Source organism: Paraburkholderia sp. PREW-6R (assembly GCF_039621805.1).
GTDB lineage: Bacteria > Pseudomonadota > Gammaproteobacteria > Burkholderiales > Burkholderiaceae > Paraburkholderia.
On sequence record NZ_CP155074.1, the window covers coordinates 450,716 to 473,713 of the forward strand.

General features: G+C 62.8%; 20 protein-coding genes. 11 read left to right on the top strand and 9 right to left on the bottom strand.

Annotated features, from left to right (window positions below; translation table 11 throughout):
* On the bottom strand, positions 1-1,953 hold the full coding sequence (locus tag AAGS40_RS17335) for an arylsulfatase (protein WP_345816012.1): 1,953 nt from the start codon (positions 1,951-1,953) through the stop codon (positions 1-3).
* 139 nt (positions 1,954-2,092) lie between these two features.
* Positions 2,093-2,635, bottom strand: a complete 543-nt coding sequence (locus AAGS40_RS17340; protein ID WP_345816013.1) for a hypothetical protein — start codon at positions 2,633-2,635, stop codon at positions 2,093-2,095.
* A 139-nt stretch (positions 2,636-2,774) separates the two neighbouring features.
* On the opposite strand from AAGS40_RS17340, the gene AAGS40_RS17345 reads away from it, so the two are divergent.
* Positions 2,775-3,881, top strand: coding sequence for a catalase family protein (locus AAGS40_RS17345; protein WP_345816014.1), 1,107 nt, complete (start codon positions 2,775-2,777; stop codon positions 3,879-3,881).
* A 73-nt stretch (positions 3,882-3,954) separates the two neighbouring features.
* Here AAGS40_RS17345 and AAGS40_RS17350 read toward each other — a convergent pair whose 3' ends face one another.
* Both AAGS40_RS17350 and AAGS40_RS17355 read right to left on the bottom strand, forming a co-directional pair.
* The gene (locus AAGS40_RS17350) at positions 3,955-4,602 is read right to left on the bottom strand and encodes a response regulator transcription factor (protein WP_345816015.1); all 648 of its coding nucleotides are present in this window, start codon (positions 4,600-4,602) and stop codon (positions 3,955-3,957) included.
* 3 nt (positions 4,603-4,605) lie between these two features.
* The gene (locus AAGS40_RS17355) at positions 4,606-6,015 is read right to left on the bottom strand and encodes a cache domain-containing protein (RefSeq protein WP_345816016.1); all 1,410 of its coding nucleotides are present in this window, start codon (positions 6,013-6,015) and stop codon (positions 4,606-4,608) included.
* 196 nt (positions 6,016-6,211) lie between these two features.
* On the opposite strand from AAGS40_RS17355, the gene AAGS40_RS17360 reads away from it, so the two are divergent.
* Together AAGS40_RS17360 and AAGS40_RS17365 are read left to right on the top strand one after the other, a co-directional pair.
* Complete coding sequence (locus tag AAGS40_RS17360; protein ID WP_007177944.1) at positions 6,212-6,409, top strand: DUF3311 domain-containing protein; 198 nt, start codon at positions 6,212-6,214, stop codon at positions 6,407-6,409.
* On the top strand, positions 6,406-7,887 hold the full coding sequence (locus AAGS40_RS17365; protein ID WP_345816017.1) for a sodium:solute symporter family protein: 1,482 nt from the start codon (positions 6,406-6,408) through the stop codon (positions 7,885-7,887). The genes AAGS40_RS17360 and AAGS40_RS17365 overlap by 4 nt, the downstream gene beginning before the upstream one ends.
* A gap of 104 nt (positions 7,888-7,991) precedes the next feature.
* On the opposite strand, the gene AAGS40_RS17370 is transcribed toward AAGS40_RS17365, so the two are convergent.
* Entirely contained in the window at positions 7,992-9,224 is a 1,233-nt protein-coding gene (locus tag AAGS40_RS17370) for an FAD-binding oxidoreductase (protein WP_345816610.1), read from the bottom strand.
* A 452-nt stretch (positions 9,225-9,676) separates the two neighbouring features.
* Between AAGS40_RS17370 and AAGS40_RS17375 the strand changes: the two genes are divergently transcribed.
* The 7 genes from AAGS40_RS17375 to AAGS40_RS17405 all read left to right on the top strand — a co-directional run bounded on the left by AAGS40_RS17375 (position 9,677) and on the right by AAGS40_RS17405 (position 18,165).
* Positions 9,677-10,342 (top strand): XRE family transcriptional regulator, encoded by a 666-nt coding sequence (locus AAGS40_RS17375; RefSeq protein ID WP_345816611.1) that lies wholly within the window; start codon positions 9,677-9,679, stop codon positions 10,340-10,342.
* A gap of 118 nt (positions 10,343-10,460) precedes the next feature.
* Positions 10,461-11,405 carry a DUF3348 domain-containing protein gene (locus AAGS40_RS17380; protein WP_345816018.1) on the top strand — a complete coding sequence of 315 codons (945 nt, stop codon included), beginning with the start codon at positions 10,461-10,463 and terminating at the stop codon, positions 11,403-11,405.
* A gap of 10 nt (positions 11,406-11,415) precedes the next feature.
* Positions 11,416-13,773 (top strand): DUF802 domain-containing protein, encoded by a 2,358-nt coding sequence (locus AAGS40_RS17385; protein ID WP_345816019.1) that lies wholly within the window; start codon positions 11,416-11,418, stop codon positions 13,771-13,773.
* Positions 13,770-14,417, top strand: coding sequence for an OmpA family protein (locus AAGS40_RS17390; protein WP_345816020.1), 648 nt, complete (start codon positions 13,770-13,772; stop codon positions 14,415-14,417). The genes AAGS40_RS17385 and AAGS40_RS17390 overlap by 4 nt, the downstream gene beginning before the upstream one ends.
* Positions 14,410-15,189: a DUF2894 domain-containing protein gene (locus AAGS40_RS17395; RefSeq protein WP_345816021.1), complete on the top strand. Its 780-nt coding sequence runs from the start codon at positions 14,410-14,412 to the stop codon at positions 15,187-15,189. Before AAGS40_RS17390 ends, AAGS40_RS17395 begins: the two co-directional genes overlap by 8 nt.
* Before the next feature lie 532 nt (positions 15,190-15,721).
* Positions 15,722-16,684 (top strand): response regulator, encoded by a 963-nt coding sequence (locus AAGS40_RS17400; protein ID WP_345816022.1) that lies wholly within the window; start codon positions 15,722-15,724, stop codon positions 16,682-16,684.
* Positions 16,685-16,707: 23 nt separating this feature from the next.
* Positions 16,708-18,165: an ATP-binding protein gene (locus AAGS40_RS17405; RefSeq protein ID WP_345816023.1), complete on the top strand. Its 1,458-nt coding sequence runs from the start codon at positions 16,708-16,710 to the stop codon at positions 18,163-18,165.
* Positions 18,166-18,174: 9 nt separating this feature from the next.
* Here AAGS40_RS17405 and AAGS40_RS17410 read toward each other — a convergent pair whose 3' ends face one another.
* The 3 genes from AAGS40_RS17410 to AAGS40_RS17420 form a co-directional block, all read right to left on the bottom strand.
* A complete protein-coding gene (locus AAGS40_RS17410) occupies positions 18,175-18,672 on the bottom strand; it encodes an acyl-CoA thioesterase (protein WP_345816612.1) in 498 nt (165 codons plus the stop codon).
* 557 nt (positions 18,673-19,229) lie between these two features.
* A complete protein-coding gene (locus tag AAGS40_RS17415; protein ID WP_345816024.1) occupies positions 19,230-20,198 on the bottom strand; it encodes an alpha/beta hydrolase in 969 nt (322 codons plus the stop codon).
* Between the two features lies 1 nt (position 20,199).
* On the bottom strand, positions 20,200-20,709 hold the full coding sequence (locus AAGS40_RS17420; RefSeq protein WP_345816025.1) for a thioesterase family protein: 510 nt from the start codon (positions 20,707-20,709) through the stop codon (positions 20,200-20,202).
* 304 nt (positions 20,710-21,013) lie between these two features.
* Here AAGS40_RS17420 and AAGS40_RS17425 point away from each other — a divergent pair, with 304 nt between their 5' ends.
* The gene (locus AAGS40_RS17425) at positions 21,014-21,340 is read left to right on the top strand and encodes a DUF4148 domain-containing protein (RefSeq protein WP_345816026.1); all 327 of its coding nucleotides are present in this window, start codon (positions 21,014-21,016) and stop codon (positions 21,338-21,340) included.
* 196 nt (positions 21,341-21,536) lie between these two features.
* Here AAGS40_RS17425 and gabD read toward each other — a convergent pair whose 3' ends face one another.
* A complete protein-coding gene (gene gabD, locus AAGS40_RS17430) occupies positions 21,537-22,997 on the bottom strand; it encodes an NADP-dependent succinate-semialdehyde dehydrogenase (protein WP_345816027.1) in 1,461 nt (486 codons plus the stop codon).
* Position 22,998 lies beyond the last annotated feature (1 nt).

Here is a 22,998-nt window from a genome sequence, read left to right on the forward strand (position 1 = left end):
TTAGTAGTAGCCGCGCGGACGCAGCGGCTCGACACCGCCCACGTTGCTCATGTAGTTGTTCCACTGCTGCACGAGGCCGTCGATGACCGACGGGTTCTGCGCTGACACATCCTGTGTTTCACCGCGATCGGCGCTCATGTCGAACAGTTGCCAGTGGCCGTCCACGGGGCCGAGCGGCGGCTCGGTCCACAGGGCTTTCCAGCGGCCGTCCGCGCTGCGCAGATAACCGCGGCCATATGCCTCGTCGCCGAACGAGGCCGTATGTGGAGCGCTGGAGGTCTGATCGTTGAGCAGCGGCAGCAGCGATTGCCCGGTCACCGGATACACATAGCGATTGTTGTAGACCACCTTGCCCTTGTTCTGATCGACGCCAGTCAGCGTATTGATCAGCGGCGGGGCGGCCTGCGTGGGCGGCGCGATCTGCGCGACGGCGAGGAACGTGGCCGTGTTGTCCGTGACGTGCGTGAATTCGCGCAGCGTTGGCTTCTGCGTGGTCTGGCCCGGCAGATGCACGATCAACGGCGTGGACACGCCGCCTTCGCCCGAATAGCCCTTCGTGAGACGAAACGGCGTGGCGCTCACTTCTGCCCAGCGCAAACCATATTGCAGGCGCTGCGCGTTCTGTTTGCCGTTGTCGGTGCCAAGCGTCGAATAGATAGGGTCTGCGGCATTCGCCGTGTCGGTGGCGGTCGGGTCCGCGCCGGAGTCGATCGGCCAGCCTTCCGCGCCGTTATCCGACTGGAACATGATGAAGGTGTTGTCGTATTCGCCGATATCCTTCAGGTGTTGAATCAGCAGGCCAATGTTGTGGTCGAGATTTTCGACCATGCCCGCGTAGATTTCCATGTAGCGCGCCTGTGCTTTCTTTTCGGCGGGCGAGAGGCTGGCCCATGTCTTGTTGACGTAGCCCGGCCCGTAGTCGGTATAACCCTGCGCAGCGCTGTGCACCGCGCTCACGTATTTCGCGTTGACGGTGCCGTTATTCGCGGTGGCCGCGGTCGCTACCAGCGTTTCCGATGCACCGCCATAAGGCACGAAGTCGTTCGGGATGATGCCCAGCGCCTTCTGACGCGCAATGCGTGCGTTGCGGATCGCATCGTACCCGGCGTCGTACTTGCCCACGTAGTTGTGCAGATAAGGATCGGGAACCTGAAGCGGCCAGTGCGGCGACGTATAGGCCGCGTAGGCGAAGAACGGCTTGCCGTCGCCTTTGTTCGAGTCGATGTACGAGATCAGACGCTGCGTATAAAAGTCGGTCGAATAGAATACAGCGGGACTGCCGCCCGCACCGCCCGGTTGTCCGGGCTGGCCCGGCTGCACGTAGCGGCCGTCTTCCGTGTAGTTCTGCGAGTTCGCGGGTTCGTGCGCGAAGTGGTTGGTCGCGGCGCCGCCAAGAAGCGCGTAACTGTGCTCGAAGCCCCACTGATCCGGTGTCTGTCCGCCGCCCGTCGTGCTGCCCACGATGCCCGAACCAATGTGCCATTTCCCGGCCATATAGGTGTGGTAACCGCCGTCCTTCAGCAATTGCGCGACCGACAATGCGCGGTCGTTCAGATAGCCTTCATAGCCCGGCAGGCCTTTGCGTTCGTCGGTGGGCACGCCCATCGTGCCTTCGCCGACCAGATGGTGGTCGGTGCCGGAAATCAGCATGGAACGCGTGATCGCGCAGACCGTCCCCGTGTGATGATTCGTGAAGATGCGGCCGGATTGCACGAGCGCGTCGAGGTTTGGCGTATTGATCTCTCCGCCGAACGCGTGAATATCCGAATAGCCGAGATCGTCGGCCATGATGTACAGAATGTTCGGGCGTTTCTGCGCGGCCACAGGTGTGCTTGACGTGCTCGCGCCGCGCACGTTGTCGTCGCCGCAAGACGCGAGTGCAACGAGACTGGCGACTGCCGCGGCGAAGATGCCAATGCGAACGCGAGGGCGAGGCGATCGTGATGTTGTCATTGTTGTGGTGACCGATTAGGTTGGGTCGCCGATGTTAGCAATGACGCCAGCGCAGCCAAAGCTTGTTTTCTGCGTTGCTATGTCGGTTTGCGGATATAGGCGACAAAGAGTGATGGCGGATATAGCGCCGCGCGCCTGCTCAGTTGCCGGGGTCGAGTACCGGCTTATCCGGATCGGCGAGCGTTCTGTACGGCAGTTGCGGAGCGTGCGGATTTTGCGTCGTGTCGTCTATCACGCGATCGACGTCCGCCGTTTTGCCGAGTTCGGTGAGAAAGTCCTGTTTGTCGAAGCCCGGTGCAACACAGCCTTGCACGTAGATGAAGCGGCGTTGCAGGATGAGCCAGAGCGTCGACTGTTCGCGCCAATGCGTAGCGTAGTTGATCGTGGACAGGCGGCGCTGTACCGTGTCGGCAATTTCCGCGTCGTACAGATAGGCGTTGGATAGACGGCAGCGGCCTTCCACCCAGCAACTGTTGCCGCGTTCAATGCGGTAATGGCTGTCGTCCAGCCATTCCTGCCCGGTTTCCAGCGGTCCAAGCGGAACCGGACAATCGGCGATTGCGTGAGAAATCTGAAAGAACGGATCGTGGCCGCGATTGACCCGTGCGTCCTGCGCATGGGCATGAGCCGCTGCAGCGCCAAGCAGCAGCGCGGCCATCCGCGAAGTGATCGAACGATTCATTGTCATCGGCTCCTTGGAGAAGCGCGCGCATCGGCTGGCGCGGTCGTGGAATACCCCTTGCTGTGGCCTCATTATCGCGCCGCTTCCGCATGATGATGCGTCAGCCGCGCGTTCATTTTTCCGATTTCAGGAGCTCACCATGGCCGACCGACAGACAATTCAACCGCTGCGCTTCGATCCCACGTTCGAACAGATCCCCGAGGACGAAGCCGAAACTACGCAGGAACTGGTGGACACGCTGCGCAGCATCATCGAAACGACATATAAGGACTACGGCCACGCAGTGCGCAGCGTTCACGCCAAAAGTCACGGGCTTTTGCAGGGGGAACTGGAAGTACTGGACAACCTGCCGCCTGCTTACGCTCAGGGCGCGTTCGCGCGAGCCGGGAAATTACCGGTGGTCATGCGTTTCTCGACCAACCCAGGTGACATTCTCGACGACAGTGTGTCTACACCGCGTGGTCTCGCGGTGAAGATTATCGGCGTGGAAGGCGAGCGCTTGCCGGGTAGCGAAGGCGAGGTGACGCAAGACTTCGTGATGCAGAACGCGCCCGCGTTCGGCGCGCCGACGCCGAAGAAATTCCTCGGCATGTTGAAGCTGCTCGCAAAAACAACCGACAAAGCGCCCGGGCTGAAGAAGGCACTGTCGGCAGTATTGCGCGGCACCGAGGCGACCGTCGAAGCACTGGGCGGCGAAAGCGCGACGCTCAGAAACCTGGGTGGCCATCCGGAAACGCATATTCTTGGCGAAACGTTTTACACGGGCGTGCCGTTTCTTTACGGACCCTACTACGCGAAACTCAGTGTTGTGCCTCTTTCTCCGAACCTGACTTCGCTGACCGATACATCGCTCGACGTGAACGGCAAGCCGAACGGGCTGCGCGAAGCGGTCAACGAGTTCTTCGCAACCGGCTCCGCACAATGGGACGTGCGTATTCAGCTTGCCACCGACATCGACAGAATGCCGATCGAGGACGCGTCGGTGAAATGGCCCGAAGATGAAAGTCCGTACGTGAGCGTCGCGCGCATCAGCGTACCGTCGCAGCCGGCGTGGACTGAAGCGCGCGCTGCGGTCGTGGACGACCAACTGGCTTTCAGCCCGTGGCATGGGTTGAGCGCGCACCGGCCGTTAGGCGGCGTAATGCGTTCGCGCAAACCGGCGTATGAAATGTCGTCGGTCTTTCGTGGTCAGCACAATGGCTGTCCGATGCACGAGCCGCGATCGTTTGAAAAGCTGCCTGAGTGATCGGACTGTAGAGAGCGAAGCGAGCGCGCGTTGCGGCGTGCGCTCACCCACATAGCCAGGCATGCCTGAATATTCAGCGAGCCGGGCGCCGGTTCTCTACTGCAAACTTGATCAGTTCCGCCTGGCCCTCGATATCGAGCTTGCGTTTCAGATTCAGCCGGTGCGTCTCCACCGTCCGCACGGACAGGTCGTTGCGTTGCGCGATCTGCTTGCTCGACAGGCCTTCCGCGAGTGCGTCGAGAATGTCACGTTCACGTGGCGTAAGCCGTTCAATCGGCGATTGCATGGCCGACGCCTGAATCAATCGCGCACCCAGTCCCGCACTGAAAAACGTGTTGCCTTCCAGCACGGCGCCGATAGCCTGAATGATTTCAGTGGCCGGCGAGTCCTTGAGCACGTAACCGCTTGCACCGGCGCGCACTGCTTGCGTCACGTACTCCAGATTGTCGTGCATCGACAGCATCAGCACGCGGATCGCGGGGAATCGCTCATGAAACATGCCGGCGAGCGCAATGCCGTTCATCCCGTTCATGCCGACGTCCATCAGCACGAGATGCGGTTCATGGCTAGCTGCGAGCGCAAGGGCCTCATGCGCATTGCCTGCTTCGCCGACCACTTCGATATGGCGCACCGCTTCGAGCCGCGCACGTAGGCCATCGCGAACCAGCGGATGATCGTCGACGAGAATCAGACGGGCAGTGGCGGAGGAAATGTCGTTCATGGTTCAGGTCTCCTGCAATGCAGGCAGTGTGTTCTCGTGTGCTCCAAGCGGCACGCGGACCGCGACCGACGTATGGCCCGCTTGCGAACTCAGCAACAGCTTGCCGCCGAGCGCCTCTACCCGTTCCTGCATGTTGCGCAGACCGACGCCGGCGCGCAGGCTCACGAATGCATCGGCGACGTCGAAGCCGCGGCCATTGTCGGAGACCGTCAGCGCGACGGCGTCGTGCGATATTTCCAACGTCAACGCCGCTTTCGACGCGCCCGCGTGGCGCAGGATATTGGTCAGCGCCTCCTGCGCGATGCGAAACAACACGGTGTTGACCGCTTCCGGCAACGCGGCGGCATGCGTATGCGCGATCTGCGTGAAGCCGATGTCAATGCCGGACTGTTCGCTCAATTCACGCGAGAGTTGTTCGAGCGCGGCGGCGACGCCGAGATCGTCGAGCATCGACGGACGCAGCGCATGCGAAATGCGGCGCACTTCGCGCAAGGTGTCGCCAAGCCGCGTGATACTCGTGGCGAGCGCGGCTTCGGCGGGCGGCACACGCGGCTCGCTGCGCTCGAAGCGTGCGAGTGCGGACTCGAGCAGCAGCTTGACCGACACCATCATCTGGCTGATGCCATCATGCAGTTCGCGCGAAAGCCGCGCCCGTTCGTTTTCCTGCGAGTCGACGACCTGCTGCGCGAGTCTCTTGAGTCTGGCGTCCGCGCTGCGATACTCGCTGACGTTCAATACGAGCGCGCATAAGGCGATCACCGCAATTCCGGCGACTGCAATGGCGTCGATCCACTTCATTGTGCGATCGATGTTGGCGGCCGCGCTCGCATCGATATCGGCGAGCGTCGAGTCGACGTCGTCGAGATAGATGCCGGTGCCGATCATCCAGCCCCAACGTTCGAGCGGCACCACGTAGCCGAGTTTCGACGCTACCTTGCCGGTCGACGGGCGGTGCCACAGATAGCGCACATACCCGCCGCCGTGCGCGGCGGCGGCGAGCAGTTGCTGAATGGTCGGCGTGCCCTGCGAATCGCGCAGTGCCCACAGATCACGGCCCACGAGACCCGGCTCACGTGGATGCATCAGCGCGCGGCCATGCATGTCGAACACGAAAAAATAGCCGTCCTTGCCGAAATCCATTTTCTGCAGCATGTCGAGCGCGCGGATGCGCAGCATGGCGTCATCGCGCGCATTGTCCTCGCCCGCATTGTAGAGCGGTGCGATGGCCGTGGTGGCGAGCTCCACATAGTGCTTGAGCTCAAGTCGCTTGCTCGCCAGGTAGGCGGCTTGCGTGGTGGCGTGCTGCGTTTCGGCGAGCGCGGTGGCTTCCGTGCGCACGCCGGTTTCAATGCTGGTAATAGCCGCGAGGAACGGCACGATCGCCAGCAGGACAATCTTGGCTTTGAGTTTCATCGTCGGAAAAACACGGCTTGCCGGCTACGTAGTATTACGTAGCCGGCATACGTAATTGCGCGCTTGTAAGGACGCTTACGAAGGCGAATACTACATCCCCACGGGATGCCGCGCCGCCGGCGTGGTATTCCAATGCGCTCGCAGCCGGCACTCAGCCCGGCGCGCTGTGTGTCAATAATAGACTTAGGAGAAGTTCTTGGAGACCTCCCAACCGGCCGGCCGTTCATGGCTCTGGCTCATTCTGCTCATCCCTTATATCGCGCTGTTGTGGCTGCCGTTCTATAACGACACGCGTCCTTCGTTCGCGGGCTTTCCGTTTTTCTACTGGTATCAGTTCCTGTGGGTGCCGTTGACCTCGCTGCTGATTTACGTCGTGTATCGAGGTGTCAAATGAACGATCTGAATCCGGTGAACCCGGTCGCGATGACCGTTTTTATTGCGTTCTTCATTCTCGTGACGGTGATCGGCTTTTTCGCCGCGCGCTGGAAGCGGGGCGATCTCACGCAACTGCATGAATGGGGTCTGGGCGGACGTCAGTTCGGCACCGTCATTTCGTGGTTCCTGGTCGGCGGCGACTTCTACACGGCTTATACCGTGATCGCCGTGCCCGCACTCGTTTATTCCGTTGGAGCGTATGGCTTCTTCGCATTGCCGTACACGATCATCGTGTACCCGTTTGTTTTTGCGGTGATGCCGAAACTGTGGAAAATCGCGCACGCGAAAAACCACGTTACCGCAGCGGATTACGTGCAAGGCGAATACGGCGGCAAATGGTTTCCGGCGGCGATCGCATTGACCGGTATCGTCGCGACCATGCCGTATATTGCGTTGCAACTCGTCGGCATGCAGGTGGTGATCAAGGGTCTCGGCGTGACCGGCGAAATGCCGCTGATCGTCGCGTTCGTGATTCTCGCGCTTTACACATATGCGAGCGGCCTGCGCGCGCCGGCAATGATCGCGTTCGTGAAGGACATCATGATCTATATCGTGGTGATCGCAGCCGTGTGGCTGATTCCGGCGAAACTCGGCGGCTACGCGCATGTGTTCGACGCAGCCGACACCTATTTCAAGGCGAAGGGCGGCGCGACCGGCATCATCCTGAAACCGACGCAGTTCACTGCGTATGCGTCGCTCGCGCTGGGTTCGGCCCTTGCCGCCTTCATGTATCCGCATACGATGACGGCGGTGCTGTCGTCGTCATCGGCCAGTACGGTGCGCAAGAACGCGATCTTCCTGCCGGCGTACACATTGCTGCTGGGTCTGATCGCGCTGCTCGGGTACATGGCGATCGCGGCCGGCGTGCACGTGAAGTCGGCATCGGACATGGTGCCGGCGCTTTTCAACACGCTGTTTCCGTCGTGGTTCGTCGGTTTTGCGGCGGCGGCCATTGCCATCAGCGCACTCGTGCCGGCGGCGATCATGTCGATCGGCGCGGCCAATCTGTTCACGCGTAATCTGTGGCGTCCGCTGGTGACGCCGACTATCTCGCCGGCAGGCGAGGCGTCCACCGCGAAAATCGTGTCGCTGGTCGTCAAGTTCGGTGCGCTGCTGTTCATCGTGTTCCTGCCCACGCAGTATGCGATCGATCTGCAACTGCTGGGCGGCGTGTGGATTCTGCAGATTTTCCCGGCCATCGTTTTCTCGCTGTACACGCGTCGCCTGAACACGCCGGGCCTGTTCCTCGGCTGGCTCGTCGGCATCGTGCTCGGCACGAGTCTCGCGGTGTCGCAAGGGCTGAAACCGGTGTTCGCGCTGCATCTGGGCGACGCGGTCTACCCGATCTACATCGGCCTGATCGCGCTGGTCGCGAACATCGTGGTGAGCGTGGTGGTGTCGCTGGTGTCGCCGCGACGCGCGTTGGCTGCGGCCTGAGCGTTTTCGCCTGCAACGGAAGCCGGGGCGTGGTTCCAGACCACGCCCCGGTTTTTTTGTGAGTTTCGCCTATGCGGCGTTGCGGACCGGTCCCGGCGCGCAGTCTAGAAACGCTCCACGCTGAAGGGCCGCGCGTCTACAAAAGTTTGTTCGCCGGTCATCATTTCGGCGATCAGCCGCCCGGTGACCGGTCCGAGCGTCAAGCCATGATGCGCATGCCCGAACGCGAACCACACGTTCCTGTGTTTTCGCGCCGGGCCAATGATCGGCATCATGTCCGGCGTGCACGGGCGTCGTCCCATCCACGCTTCGTCGTCGAGACGCTTGCCCAGCGGAAACAGCGTACGCGCGACCGGTTCGACCGCCGCGAGTTGCGTCGGCGTCCTCGGCGCGTCGCGCAGCGCGATTTCGACACCCGTGGTGAGGCGAATGCCCTTGGCCATCGGAGCGAGCAGATAGCCGTTCTCGATATCCAGCACCGGATGATTCAGCCGCGCCTGCGCTTGCGGCGCGTAATGCATGTGATAACCACGCTTCACGGCGAGCGGCAGTGCGTAGCCGAGCTGCGTGCTCAAGCGATCCGACCACGGCCCGAGCGCGACCACAACCGATGACGCCGCGATCGTCCCCGCCTCGGTATGCACCTGCCAGCCTTCGCGTAGCGACTCGGCGTCGCCGATAAAGAACCGCCCGCCGAGCGCGTCGAAATACCTGGCATACGCGGTGACGAGCGCATTGGGATCGCTCACCGAATCGGATGCCGGATAACGCAGCGCGCCGCGCAGCGTCGTGTCGAGATCGGGTTCGACCTGTTGCAGACGCGTTGCGTCGAGCGATTCGTACTCGACGCCGAATTCGCGGTGCCACTTTTCCGCCACGCGCGTTTCGGCGTCGCGCACGGCCTCGCTACGAAACACTTTCATCCAGCCGATGGGCCGAAGCAGCGCGCTTGCGCCCGCGTCGGCAGCCATAGCGCGGTGTTCGGTGACGCAATGCTCGATCAGCGTCGCGTACGACTTCGCGATTTCGGCGTGCCGGACCGCATGGGAGTTGCGCCAGTACTGGTAAAGGAAGGGCGCGACCTTGAAGATGGCGTCGGCGTGATAGCGGACGTCGGGCGACTGGTTGCGCGCGTAGCGAAGCAGCGAGCGCAAGTCACGAGGGAACGCGTACGGATACACGCCTTCGCGCTGGATCAGCCCGGCATTGCCGAACGACGTTTCGTTGCCCGGCGGCTTTCTGTCGACGAGCGCCACGCTGCGCCCGCGCTTTTGCAGATGCACGGCCACGCTCACGCCGACGATGCCCGCGCCGAGCACAATGGTGTCGAATTTCATGGTTGTCATGAGTTGATCCGTTGTCTGCTATTCCTTAAGCCTCGTTTGCCTTCGTTTGCCTTCGTTTGACGCGGTGTCAGATGCGTGGTGAACGTCGCTTGAGTGCGCCGCGCGGTGCCGGCTCGCCTGCCGTGCACTAACCCCATTTGAGTACGGTCTGTTTGCGCAGCGTAGCGCATCGACAGCGCGAACTGATTGACGGGCGGCGCACCCGGAAAAAACACTGCCCAATCTGGACCGCGAAGAATCTGTTGATCGTGAAGTCGTGGGATTCGAGCGCCGTACTAATCGTCCTGGCGGTGACCAAGTGGGTCATCGTCAAACCAAACTGACCAGAAGCAGGAGTACACACGATAGGTTTCCCCCAGAAAAGGTGGAATAGACGTGAGTTATCATATACGAGAAAACGCCGAATTCTCGTATATGAGAATTTTTTTGTGGAAGTGACTGGAATGGCGAAAGCGGTGGTGGAAAATCAGGTTACATCCACGCAGGCTGCGAAGCCTTTGCATGAGGGGCCACCCGCGCTCGACCACAAGCTCGTGGGCGGCCATTTGAGACAGGCGCGCAAATCGCGCGGCTTGACGCTCACGGCGTTGTCCGAGCGCTCGGGCATTGCGGTGTCGACGATCTCAAAAGCCGAGCGCGGCGACATTGCGCTCACTTACGACAAGTTCGCGGCGCTCGCGCACGCGCTCGAACTCGAATTCGACGCGATTTTCGGCCGCCGCCGCAAACCGGGCGCGGGCGCGATGAAGCCTTCGTTCACGGCGTCCGGCAAGCAGCAGGTCTATCACACGCCGAACTACGAGTATGGGATGCTCGCCAACAATCTGACGGGCAAGCGCATGGTGCCGATGCGCGCGCACATCCATGCGCGGTCGGTATCGGACTTCCCCGAGTACATCCGTCACGCTGGCGAAGAGTTCGTGTTTCTGCTGGGCGGCAAGCTCGAATTGCGCTTTGAGAATGGCAAGTCGTTCAGACTGACGCCGGGCGACAGCCTGTATTTCGACAGCTCGGTCGGGCACATCTATCTGAGTGTGGGCGACGAGGAGGCCGAAGTGCTGGTGTGCTGCGTGGATAGCGACGAGCATCGGCCGGCCGGGGCTATCTGAAGTGCGTGCGCTGCGGTGGAAGGGAATTGCAGGAACGCACGCTATGCCCGGGAAATGGAACTCCAGCCGTCCCTGGCGCGACAGCGTGTAAACTGCTGACTTTTTTGAACCCGGTGGTATGTTGCAAGCCTCCCAGCGTACAGCGCTCAGCGGCCCCGCGCTCATTCGCTTACTGGCGCGGCTCTCGGACGTCGACGTTCCCGAATCCCGGCAATCGCTGTCGGACCGGCTCAGCCAGTGGCTCGGCTGGACCGACGCGATTGCGTTGTCCACTGCGCTCGCGAGCGGACCTCCCGTCGTACCGGCGGGCGGACGCGCGGCCAGTGCGGCCCGTGCGGGCGTTACGGCGGCGCGCGGTTCGCCGCACGGCTCGCCAAGCGCCGCGCATGATAGCGAAGCCGCGCGGGTTCGCACGTCGCTGATCAAAGCCATTGCGGGCGACAGCGTGCTCGCGCCGTCGAACCGTCGACGCCCCGGCGAGGCCCTGCTGCAAGGTGTCGCGCCGGATCCGGCCGCCGATTTCGCGCTGTTCCGCCAGCGTTACACGTCCATCCAGCAGGCAATGGAAACCGCCGTCGGCACGCTGCGTGGCCGTCTGCGCTCCATGCTCGCGGCGACCACGCCCGCGATGGCGCAGCTTGCTGTGTTGGACGCCGTGATGGAGCGCGCACTGAGCGAGCGCGAGCGTACCTTGCTGGCCGCCGTGCCCGGGCTGCTTGCGGGCCATTTCGAACGGCTGCGCGCGGCAGAAGAGGCGCGGCTGGGTGAGATCGACACGTTCGCCAAGGCTGACGCGAATGTCACGGTCGCTGCGCGGGCAAGCGTCGACGAAGGCGCCAGCGCTCACGTCGGTGTTGACGTCAACGCCAACTCCAATGTCAACGCCAACGCCAACGCCAGCGCCAGCGCCAATGCCAGCGTTGTCTCCGCCGAGCCCCGCGTCGTCAGGCCCGGCGCATGGCTGGAGGTTTTCCGCAAGGACATGCAGAGCGTGTTGCTCGCGGAGCTGGATGTTCGTTTTCAACCGGTCGAAGGGCTGCTCGATGCCCTTCGCGCCTGCTAACTGGGACGCTATGTCCAGATATCGTATTGAACTCATTGTTTTCCTGGCCGGTCTGGCCGCCGTCTGCTGGATCGGCGCCGGCTACGCTGTTTCGAATCCGCTCGCGCTGGGCGTCACGCTGCTGATCGGTGTCTGCTATGTCGCGGGCGCACTCGAATTGCGGCGCTACAGCCAGGCCACGTCGACACTGACGCGCTCGCTCGCCGGTCTCGCCGAGCCGCCTCGCAGCCTGGGCGTATGGCTCGAATCGCTGCACGACAGCTTGCGCAATCCCGTGCGATTGCGCGTCGAGGGCGAGCGGGCCGGGCTGCCCGGGCCGGCGCTGACGCCGTATCTCGTCGGCCTGCTCGTGCTGCTCGGCATGCTGGGCACGCTGCTCGGCATGGTGATGACGTTGCGCGGCACCGGTATGGCGCTCGAAAGCGCCACCGACCTGCAGGCGATTCGCGATTCGCTCGCGGCGCCCGTCAAGGGTCTGGGGTTCGCGTTCGGCACGTCGATCGCCGGTGTCGCGACGTCGGCGATGCTGGGTCTGCTGTCCGCACTCGCCCGGCGCGAACGGCTCGACGCCGCACAACGGCTGGACGCCCGGATCGCCGGTCCGTTGCGGCAGTTTTCGCAGTCGCATCAGCGCGAAGAAAGCCTCAGGCTGCTGCAGCGTCAGGCGGACGTGATGCCGGCACTGGTCGACCGCTTGCAGGCCATGATGGCGACCGTCGAGCGGCAAAGCGTTGCGCTGCATGAGCGGCAGGTCGCCAGTCAGGAAGTCTTTCACGGCAAGGCCGAAGCGGCGTACACGCGGCTCGCGGCGTCCGTCGAACGATCGCTGAAGGACAGCATTGCCGACAGCACGCGCGCCGCGGGCGCCGCGCTCCAGCCGGTCGTGCAGGCGACGATGGCCGGCCTCGCGCGCGAGACTTCCGTGCTGCACGACACGATCACGCATGCAGTGCAGCGTCAACTGAATGGTTTGGCGAGCGGTTTCGAAGCCACGGCGACGAGCGTGTCGCAAATCTGGGAGAAGGCCCTCGCCGGGCATCAGCGTTCGAGCGACGAACTCGCGCAGCATTTGCGCGCGTCGCTCGAACAGATGACGGCGACGTTGGGGCAACGCTCGTCTGCATGGCTCGAGGATGCGTCCACGCGGCTCGAAGCGACGGCGGGCAACGTCGCCGCTGCATGGAACGACGCGCTGTCACGCCAGCAACTCGCCGGAGCGAAGCTCGCAAGCGACAACCAGCAGGCGCTCGCCGCGGCGGCGGCTACGTTCGAGCAGCACGCGGCGTCGCTCGTGCAGGCGGTCGGCCGCTCGCACGCGGACTGGCAGATCGAACTCGCCGCCCGCGATCAGGAACGACTTGCCGCGTGGACCGAATCGCTGCGCACGCTGGCCGCGACGCTGAGCGAGGAATCAAGGCAGGCGGGCGCGCTAACGGCGGCACGTCAGCAGGAAATCGTCGACGCGCTCGCGCAAACCGCGCGCGACATGTCGGCCGATTCGCAAACGCACGCACAGAAGACGATCGCCGAGATCGATCGTCTGGTGCAGGTGGCCGCGCATGCGCCGAAGGCGGCCGCGGATCTGCAAGCCGAACTCGCCGCCCGCGATCAGGAACGACTTGCCGCGTGGACCGAATCGCTGCGCACGCTGGCCGCCACGCTGAGCGACGAGTGGAAGCAGACAAGCACGCACGCCGCGAGCCGCCAGCAGGAAATCTGCGACACGCTGGAGCGGACCGCGCGGGACATCACCGGGCAAACGCAGGCGCACGCCAGCGAGACGATCGCCGAGATTTCGCGGCTCGTGCAGGCGGCGTCGGAAGCGCCCAAAGCCGCGGCCGAGGTGGTCGCGGAGTTGCGCCAGAAACTCTCCGACAGCATGGTCCGCGACACGGCCATGCTGCAGGAGCGCAGCCGTCTGCTGGAAACGCTCGAAACCTTGCTCGACGCCGTGAACCACGCGTCCACGGAACAGCGCACGGCCGTCGATGCGCTGGTTTCGACATCAGCCGGTCTGCTGGAACGGGTGGGCGCGCAGTTCACCGAGAAGGTCGAGCAGGAGACCGGCAAGCTCGGCGCCATCGCCGCGCACGTGAGCGGCAGCGCGGTCGAAGTGGCAAGCCTCGGCGAAGCGTTCGGCGCGGCGGTGCAACTGTTCGGCGAGTCGAACGACAAGCTGGTGAACCATCTGCAGCGAATCGAAGCAGCGCTCGACAAGTCGCTTGCGCGCAGCGACGAGCAGCTCGCGTATTACGTCGCTCAGGCGAGAGAGGTGGTGGACCTGAGCGTGATGTCGCAGAAGCAGATCGTCGAGGACCTGCAGCAACTCGCCGGCCGCCGCTCGTCTGCGGGAGCGCAGGCGGCATGAGCGACGAAATCGACGGCGGCGTGGATACGGCCGCGCCCGTGTGGGCCGTTTTCGGCGATCTGATGTCGGTGCTGCTCGGCGCATTCGTGCTGATTCTGGTCAGCGTGATCGGCGTCCAACTTGAGTTGTCCAACCGTTTGCAGCATGAGGTCAAAGAGCGGCAGGCCGAGACGCAACGTCGCAAGACACTGGAGCAGGCACTGGCGGGACCGCTCGCGGCTGGCCGCGTGACGCTCGTGAATGGGCGGATCGGCATTAGCGGCAACGTGCTGTTTGCGCTGAATTCCGACCGGTTGCAGCCCGAAGGCCGCGATGTACTGAAGAGCCTCGCCGGGCCGCTCGCCGCCTACCTTCGTTCCAACGATCAGATCCTGATGGTGAGCGGCTTCACCGATGACCAGCAATTACGCGAAGGCAATCGCCGCTTCGCCGATAACTGGGAGCTGTCGGCGCAGCGCGCGCTCACGGTTACGCGGTCGTTGATCGATGCGGGTGTGCCGGCGTCGTCGGTATTTGCGGCTGCGTTCGGTGCGCAGCAGCCCGTCAGCCCGAATTCGGACGACGCCGGACGCGCCAAAAACCGCCGCGTCGAAATCGCGCCGGTGCCAAGGCCCGCCAGCGCGGCGGTGAAATCCGGTGACTAGCGGCGCACGTGATAGGGAGCGAGCAGCGCCGCATGCGGATTCAGGTCAGCTTGCAGACGCCGCACCCGGTGAGACTAAAAACACGGCGCGCGCGACGCTCGACGCATGGCGCGAGTCCGGCGCTGACCGGTTCGACGCAGTGCGCTTTTACTTCATGGACGCGCTGGAGCGTCGCGCGTGCGCGCAGCGGGGCGAAACGCGCCGGTTGCTGGACGAACGCCTGAGCAAACTGATCGCGGAGTATGCGGACGCGCTGCGTGACGCTGGGTCGGCGTCGCCGCTGGCGCTTACTTCGGCTCAGAACGAGGCTGCCGCATGCGTCGACGGGCCCGCGCCTGCATTTGCATCTGCACACGACACGCTGGCCAGTCTCGTCGATCGCCTTGCAACCGGCATCCCGCCGGCCGCTGCCGGGCAGCCCGCGCGAGCGTCCTATCCCGAACTCGACGCGCTCGACTATTTCCGCGACGTCTGGGCGAAAGTCCGCACCGAGAAGCAGTTGCGGCAATCGCTGGAGCAGGTGCCGGGCAACGCCGGTCCGCTGAATTCCAGCAGCCTCGTGCATCGGTCGCTTTCGCTGATGCGCGAGTTGTCGCCCGGCTATCTGAAGCAGTTCCTTTCCTATGTCGACTCGCTGTCCTGGATGGATCAGATGAGCGGCGGCGCGGCGCCGGCTAAAGAGACGCCACGCAAGGAGAGCCTGCGCAAGGAAACTTCCCGTAAGGAAGCGGTGCGGACCGCCAGCAAAGGCGGACGCGGCAAGGCGCGGTAACGCACGTGCGGGCCACGCCCGGCAGCTTGAACCGGAATCCAGCACGTCGAACCGGTCTTGCCAGGCGCCGGGCCGCAGGCCGAAAGCCAGGATGCCGCAATGCCAGCGTGTTACGTGCTCCGCCGCTTGTGGCGTGATCGATACGCTTACCTGGCTGGCCATTCAAGCAGCTTTACCCACCTCGCATACCCCAACGAATAAAGCTCCGGCAAGTTCGTACGATTAATCCGCAGACCCTGTACTATATGAACGAGCGGGAATCGGCAGGCAATAAGCGTTCTTTACATTCCGGTCTGGCGGCGACGAGGCGCACGCCCTGTTCAGTCAAGAACATGGCGAGACCGGACTGCCGAATCGAAGCAATGCCAGCGTGGCGATGGATTAAAAAGTGGCTCAGAAACGGCTCAGAAGCGGCCGCCGCGCTGATCGGGGAACCAGCGCGTCGCACACGCTGCGCATGGAAGGGCATTCTGTATGGTTGCCGGCTTGCCGTGAGTTCTCCGGCGGCGGCGTGATGGACCACGTGAAAAACATGAACAACTTTATTCGACCACCAGTGTTTTATCCGGCAACGGTTGTTTTTGTCGACGACAACGATAGCTACCTCGACGCATTGCGCCGTTTCTTTCCGGATACCGCCACCAACCTGTTTTTCACGCGCCCGCAAACCGCGCTCGCATTCATCCGCCAGCACGCACGGGCGAATTCGCTGGAGTTCACGCCGGCGTCCGCGTGTCTGAGCGAGACCGGCTTCGAGCGGTTTGTGGAAACGTCCAGCGAGCGCGACCTTCTTTCGCGCCACTTGCGCTTCTCCGAAGTCGCCGCGGTCGTGGTCGACTACGACATGCCCGGGATGAGCGGCGTCGAATTCCTGTCGTCCATATCGAATCTGCGCTGCGCGAAAGTGCTGCTGACAGGCGTCGCCGACGAAACCGTCGCGGTCAAAGCCTTCAACGCCGGCATTGTCGATCTGTATCTGCGCAAAACCGACGCCAATTCGGGAAACCGCCTCGCCCATTATCTGAAAGATGCGCGCATCCGGCACTGCTCGGAGGCGGGCTGGCTGGCGCTCGGCGAAAACGGCATGGTCTATTGCGATCCGCGAACGCGGCAGGTCATGGACGAGATCGTCGCAGCCGAACAGATCGTCGAGTATTACTGGCGGCCCGACCAGAACGCGATTCTGATGTTCGACCGGGCGGGCAATCCGAGCGTATTCGTCGCCTGGGCAGAGAACGACTGGATCTCGCAGGGCGAGATCGTCGCGGACGAAAGCGGCCCCGCCGAGCTGCTCCGGCAACTTGCCGTGCGCGAGGTAATGCCGCTGTTCTGGCCGGACCTCGCATACCGGTCCGGGGCGACATTCAGAACGCTGACACCCCGCGCGATTCCGGGCTGGGACGACGCTTTCTATTGCTGGTCCAGAATCGATCCGGCCGAAGTGGGAATCGATCTTCTGACTTTCGCGCAATGGCGGAATGAGCGCAACCACTAACCTCCGCCGACAGGTTGAGCCCCATGTACGCCATTCCGACCGCCTTCGTGTCCGCGTTGTTCGTGGTGTTTGGCCTATATGTGGTGATCACGCAGGGCGTGACGCGCTTGTCCGTGCCTTTCGTGATGATGTGCGCGACGACCTTCGCATGGCAGGGCACCTGGACGCTGCTCTTTCAGACTGAAGACCCGCACACTGCCGCATTGCTGGTGCGGATTGGCTACCTGTTCATTCTGTTTCTGCCCACCACGCTTTATCACTTCATGATCGAGGTGGCAGCGCGCCGCAAGGAGCAGCCGATCCTGCTCGCATCGTACGGGCTGTGCGTCCTTCTCGCGGTGCTGCTGCCCGGGCACGAGGTGATTGCCGGTTATCAGAAGTACTTCTTTGGTTACTATCCGATCGCCGGGCCGCTCCACCCGCTGCACGTCGTGCAAACGGTGCTGCTCGCCGCGCGCAGCGGTCAGCTTCTGCTCGACGCTCGCAAGACGGCTGGCGGCGAGGCGCGTAAGCGTCTCGATCTGTGTCTCGCAAGTTTGTGTCTGTATTCTTTCGCCGCGGTCGACTATGCGGTCAATTACGGGTACGGCATGTATCCGCCCGGCGTGCTGTTCATCGCGTTGAGCCTCGGCCTGCTCGCCGTCACGATTGTCCGCTATCACCTGATCCACCCGTATGCGCTGGCGGCAACCATCGCGCACGAGATAGCCACACCGCTCGCGACCATCGGCATGCACGCCGATGAAATTGCGAGCGTCTGGACCCATGTGTTCAAAGGCTACCGCGCGGCAGTGAACCACGGCATCTACGACGATCACGGTCACTCGGGTCAGTCCGAGCGCATCAGCCAGCTCGCCACCGCGATCCGGCGCGAAGTGTCGGGCACCAGTGCGATGGTCGAAATGGCGCTGGCGTCCTTCACGCTCGACCGGCTCGACCGCAGCCGTTTCAGTGCGCACCATGTGCAGCATTGCGTGACGTCGGCGCTCGAGCGCTATCCATTTCGCGGCGATGAACGTGCGCGCGTCACCGTGCTGCCCATTGAACCCGCCACCCGTTTCTCAGGCTCGGACACGGTCGTGATCTTCGTGCTGTTCAATCTGTTGAAGAACGCGCTGCACGCGATTCATGTGTGGGGCGACGGCCAGATCACGATCAGCGCCGTGCAGGATCAGGACTTTTGCGTGCTGCAGTTTCGCGATACCGGACCGGGCATCGCGCCCGACGTCTTGCCGCATATCTTCGACGCGTTTTTCTCCACGAAACGTCACGGCAGCGGCGCGGGAATGGGGCTAGCGTTCTGCCGCCGCGCGACGGAATTGCTGGGCGGCAGTATCGAATGCAACTCGGTGCGGGGCTCGCATACCACGTTCACGGTGCGCTTACCCGCGCCCGGCTCGCCGGCCGACCGCGCGACGCAGGAACCGCCGGCGCGGTCCTGGCGCCGGCGACAGGTTAATGCAAAGGTTGAAGAAAGCTAGGCGCTTTGATTAGTCTTTGAGCGCTGAAATGGGCAGTTCATATTCCTTTACGCGTTCGAGAATGCCGTCGGGAAAACGACGGATCTTACGATCTCGCCCCGAGAACAGAATCTGCTGATAGCCCTGTGACACCTGGCGTCCATCCACGCAGAAACGGAACAGCAGATAGGCCGAGCAGTTTTTGACCTGCACCGTATTCAGATAGCAATCCACCTTCTGAAACGGAAAGGTTTCATGCACGTATTCCTGGTGCGCGCGTTTCGTGACGAACATGCCATCCGATCCCAACAGATTCTGATCAATACACTCGTGAAACCATCTCTCACGGCAAACGCCTTGCCATTCGAAATAGCGCGAGAAATACGTATTCATGAACGCATTCGAGTCTTTTAGATAGATGTCGAACGAGTGATGGAAGGTTTTCGGAGAAACCGGCGTCAAAGGATTCTCTGAAGGCAGTGCGAAGTTACGGTTCAGAGCGTTAGGGATTGCGTCTCGCATCAACATACGATTTTCCTTTTTCAGGACGGCTGCGTGTGGCAGCCACACATGCCTTCCGAAGGCGGCAGGCACATCCCATTCTGTTGGGGATTGGGGCAACGTGGCTATGGCCCGGCTTCGATCAGCCCCAGAGGCGCCGCGCGCTGACCATGAGAACACTGCTGACCTGACGACCTTCAGGTCGAGCACAGTGTTGATCCTTCAGCTTTTTTATTCAGTGGGTCAGCCCACAAAACTCGCTGGACGGCGATCCGACATGCATGCGATTGCATGTGATCGCATGTGATCGCATGTGATCGCATGCGTCGAAGATCAGAGCGTGGCGTGAATGGCGTGCGATGTGATGCAGGGCACAGATCGACGCGAGGAAGATCGGGTATCAGCCTGCGAGCCGCAGGATGTCGCGATTGAAGGGCGGCGCTGGATAGCGCCAGCGGCAACCGTGGTCACGCGTGCGAGTGAGTGGCGCAATTGAGTGACGCAGATGAGTGACGCAGATGATTGACGCAGATGAGTGATGCAAAGTGGCGACGCGAATAAGTCGTCGCTAGCGACGACGCTCATCAACCCGTGCGGGCTTCGGCCCGTTCCCGCAGAAATGCGCAGGCCGTGTCGTGCATGCGCTGCACACCCGGACTCGAATCCAGCGCGCGCCAGCATCCATGCACGAGGCCGGTGCCGATCCAGAGCCTGGCGTCGCCAGCCGCCGCGCGCATGCGTTCGACGTAGACGCGGGCGTCGTCGCGCAGTGGATCGTGTTCAGCGGCTAAAGCCAGTGTGGGCGCAAGCGCGTCGAAACGCGTCGCGTTGAGCGGTATCGTCCATGCGGGGTAGGGCGTCCCGTCACTTCCATCACCCCAGTAGAGATCGCGAAAGCGCCGGACGTCCGCGGCCGTGAGCATGGGTGCGTGCGCTTCGGTGTCGCGCGCGGGCGGCTGAGGCTCGGTGCCGAGCATCGGGTAGACGAGCACGAGCCCATGCACGCGCTGTTCAGCGCGTTCGTCACGCAAGCGAAGCGCGACGCTGGCCGCGAGGGTCGCGCCGGCGCTGTCGCCCACGAGTTGCAGGCTGTCCAGCTCCAGTGAGGCGAACGGCAAGCGCCTTTCGAGCGCGGCGCGCGTGACGTCGAGACAATCGTCGTGGGCGGCCGGTGCACGATGTTCGGGTGCAAGACGGTAGTCGACGGCAATCACATCGAGGCCGGTGTCGGCGGCAATACGTGCGGTGATGTGCTGATGGCTGTCGAGCGAGCCGAGCACGAAACCACCGCCGTGAAAGAACAGCACGGTGCCGCGCACGGCCGCATCGCGACGCACCGCGCGGCTCCGGTAAAGCCGCAGTCGGATCGCATGTCCTGCACGGCTTTGCAGTTCGCCGTCTTCCACTTCGATGCCGGCGGGCAATGGCGGCGTCAACGAGAGCGCGTAGCGGTCATAGAGCGCGCGTTGTTCCGGCGGCGTCAGCGGCGTGCTGTGCGACGGATAAATCGCGCTGGCTTTCTCGACAAAAGCGGCAATCTCGGGTTCGAGCATGTCAGGCCACCGTGTGCTGGGTCTGTTGCGTATGTTTCGGCAGGCCGATCACCTGCCCGGCAAACGCCGGCGGCGGCAGTTCGGCGTGGGCGTTTGCGAGTTGACGTATCTGCGCCGCTACGTCCGGGTCGAACGCAACGGAGCGCGGACCCTCCATGTCGACGTGCAACAGCATCAGTTCGCCGGCCGCCACGGGTTCGTCGCGGCTATCAGCGAACATTTCGAGGTAAAGGTGCAAGCGCTTCGCGTCATATCCGAGCACCCGCATGTCGACGCGAACCTGTGCGCCTTCCTTGATCTCATGCAGATAATTGACGTGCGCCTCGACCGTGAAGACGGACCGCCGGCGCGCGTTGCGCACCGTTTCCGGCAGTCCGATCCGGTCGATCAGCGTGTCGGTGGCGAGGCTGAAGATCAGCAGGTAAAACGCGTCGCGCAGATGACCGTTGTAATCGACCCAGTTGGCGACCACCGTATCGCGATAGCTGGGCAGGCTGACATGTTGCGGCATGAGAAGGTTCCGGTTCCGTGGTGCTGTCCACTGCGCGGCCGATCCGTTCGTCCGTCCGCTGCGGCGCTATCAGTGTAGTCCAACGCACGTCGCGCGGCCGGCCCAGATTGCTGCGCGAAGCGGTGCTGGCCCATACCTGAGCCTGCGATTGGTCGATCGCGGGTGCACGATTGTCCCGAAATTCGCAATAGAGAATTTGCGGATTAGGGGTTTACCCTAGGTAACCTGACTCCTAGACTACCTACATCCGCTGCTGACCGACAGGTCTCCAGCGCGGCAAAAACAATCTCTGGAGGTAGGAATCATGAAATCGCTGATCGAAGCTGCTGTTATCGCTGCCCTCATTACCGCGCCGCTCGCTGCATTTGCGCAATCGAACCAACCGGTTACCCGCGCTCAGGTGCGCGCGGAACTGGTCCAGCTGGAAAAGGCGGGTTACAACCCGGCGGTCGCGAGCGACCCGCAATATCCGCAAGATATCCAGGCCGCTGAAGCACGCGTGGCCGCCCAGAACAGCGCGGCTCAAACGAGTGGCTATGGTTCGTCTTCAACCGGCTCGTCGCAGTCGGGAAGCCGTACGGAAACCACTTCGAGCTCGTACTCGGCACCGGTGGTGTACGTCGGTCATTAAGAGTCCGGAGCGGGTGGATCGGGTAGAGAAGCACGATTCGCTTACTCAGGGACGGGTAGAAAACAGCCACGACGCAGTTGTCGTGGCTGTTTTTATTCGTCCGGCTCGTATTTCGAATGGAACAAAAAAATTTCCGGGTTTCCGCCATGTGACGGCGTGCCCGCATTGGGTCAGGCCGTAGACAAAACGCCGCCGCTCAGATCCCTCCAATACACAGATATTTGATCACCACATAGTCGTCGATCCCGTAATGCGAGCCTTCGCGGCCCAGGCCCGATTGCTTGACGCCGCCAAACGGTGCGACCTCGTTCGAGATCAGGCCGGTGTTGATGCCGACCATGCCGTATTCCAACGCTTCGGCAACGCGCAATACGCGGCCAATATCGCGGCTATAAAAATACGACGCCAGCCCGTATTCCGTGTCGTTCGCCATGCTGACGACTTCTTCGTCGGACGAGAAACGGAATAGCGGCGCGAGCGGCCCGAAGGTTTCGTCGCGCGCGACCTTCATGGCCGGCGTGACATCGGCCAGCACGGTCGGCTCGAAAAAGCCGTGACCGAGCGCGTGCCGCTTGCCGCCGGTGACGATGCGCGCGCCTTTCGCGAGCGCGTCTTCGATGTGCGACTCCACCTTCAGCACCGCCGCCTCGTTGATGAGCGGACCTTGCGTGACACCATCGTCGGTACCGCGGCCCACTTTCAGCTGCTCGACCGCGACGCGCAGTTTCTCGGCAAACGCGTCGTAGACCTTATCGTGCACGTAGAAGCGGTTCGTGCAAACGCAGGTCTGGCCGCTATTGCGATACTTCGACGCAATCGCGCCAGCCACGGCCGCGTCGAGGTCCGCATCGTCGAACACGATGAACGGCGCATTGCCGCCGAGTTCGAGCGACACTTTCTTCACCGTCGGCGCGCACTGCGCCATCAGCAGACGTCCAACCGGCGTCGAACCGGTGAACGACAGCTTGCGTACGACCGGATTGCCGGTCAGCTCCGCGCCGATCGATTTGGGCTCGCCGGTCACGACGTTGAACACATCGCGCGGCACGCCGGCACGTTCGGCGAGTACGGCGAGCGCAAGTGCGGATAGCGGCGTGGCTTCCGCCGGTTTAACGATGATCGGACAGCCCGCGGCCAGCGCCGGACCGACCTTGCGCGTGATCATCGCGGCCGGGAAATTCCACGGCGTGATGGCGGCGCACACGCCGATTGGCTCCTTCGTCACCACAATGCGCTTGTCGCTCGCGGGCGTGGGAATCGTGTCGCCATACACGCGCTTGCCTTCTTCCGCGAACCATTCGAGGAACGACGCCGCGTACTGGATCTCGCCCTTCGCCTCGGCGAGCGGCTTGCCTTGCTCAGTGGTCAGGATCTTCGCCAGATCGTCGACGTTGTCCAGCATGAGGTCGTGCCACTTGCGCAGGATCGTCGCGCGTTGCTTGGCGGTGGTCGCGCGCCAGGCGGGAAAAGCCGCATTGGCCGTGTCGATCGCGCGTCGGGTTTCCGCCGCGCCCATGCGCGGCACCGTGGCGATCGTTTCGCCGGTCGCCGGATTGCGTACTTCGAAGGTCGCGCCGTCGTCGGCGTCTTGCCATTCGCCCGCGATATACGCGCGGGATTTCAGCAGGGTCGGGTCTTTCAGGGTCAACTTGATCATG

Bases quoted from the DNA above. Each gene is read 5' to 3' on its own strand.
- AAGS40_RS17350 (WP_345816015.1), bottom strand. From the start codon at position 4,602: ATGAACGACATTTCCTCCGCCACTGCCCGTCTGATTCTCGTCGACGAT.
- AAGS40_RS17375 (WP_345816611.1), top strand. From the start codon at position 9,677: ATGGCGAAAGCGGTGGTGGAAAATCAGGTTACATCCACGCAGGCTGCG.
- AAGS40_RS17420 (WP_345816025.1), bottom strand. From the start codon at position 20,709: ATGCCGCAACATGTCAGCCTGCCCAGCTATCGCGATACGGTGGTCGCC.
- AAGS40_RS17335 (WP_345816012.1), bottom strand. From the start codon at position 1,953: ATGACAACATCACGATCGCCTCGCCCTCGCGTTCGCATTGGCATCTTC.
- AAGS40_RS17340 (WP_345816013.1), bottom strand. From the start codon at position 2,635: ATGAATCGTTCGATCACTTCGCGGATGGCCGCGCTGCTGCTTGGCGCT.
- AAGS40_RS17365 (WP_345816017.1), top strand. From the start codon at position 6,406: ATGAACGATCTGAATCCGGTGAACCCGGTCGCGATGACCGTTTTTATT.
- AAGS40_RS17400 (WP_345816022.1), top strand. From the start codon at position 15,722: ATGAACAACTTTATTCGACCACCAGTGTTTTATCCGGCAACGGTTGTT.
- AAGS40_RS17425 (WP_345816026.1), top strand. From the start codon at position 21,014: ATGAAATCGCTGATCGAAGCTGCTGTTATCGCTGCCCTCATTACCGCG.
- AAGS40_RS17405 (WP_345816023.1), top strand. From the start codon at position 16,708: ATGTACGCCATTCCGACCGCCTTCGTGTCCGCGTTGTTCGTGGTGTTT.
- AAGS40_RS17355 (WP_345816016.1), bottom strand. From the start codon at position 6,015: ATGAAACTCAAAGCCAAGATTGTCCTGCTGGCGATCGTGCCGTTCCTC.
- gabD (WP_345816027.1), bottom strand. From the start codon at position 22,997: ATGATCAAGTTGACCCTGAAAGACCCGACCCTGCTGAAATCCCGCGCG.
- AAGS40_RS17415 (WP_345816024.1), bottom strand. From the start codon at position 20,198: ATGCTCGAACCCGAGATTGCCGCTTTTGTCGAGAAAGCCAGCGCGATT.
- AAGS40_RS17370 (WP_345816610.1), bottom strand. From the start codon at position 9,224: ATGAAATTCGACACCATTGTGCTCGGCGCGGGCATCGTCGGCGTGAGC.
- AAGS40_RS17390 (WP_345816020.1), top strand. From the start codon at position 13,770: ATGAGCGACGAAATCGACGGCGGCGTGGATACGGCCGCGCCCGTGTGG.
- AAGS40_RS17385 (WP_345816019.1), top strand. From the start codon at position 11,416: ATGTCCAGATATCGTATTGAACTCATTGTTTTCCTGGCCGGTCTGGCC.
- AAGS40_RS17380 (WP_345816018.1), top strand. From the start codon at position 10,461: ATGTTGCAAGCCTCCCAGCGTACAGCGCTCAGCGGCCCCGCGCTCATT.
- AAGS40_RS17345 (WP_345816014.1), top strand. From the start codon at position 2,775: ATGGCCGACCGACAGACAATTCAACCGCTGCGCTTCGATCCCACGTTC.
- AAGS40_RS17410 (WP_345816612.1), bottom strand. From the start codon at position 18,672: ATGTTGATGCGAGACGCAATCCCTAACGCTCTGAACCGTAACTTCGCA.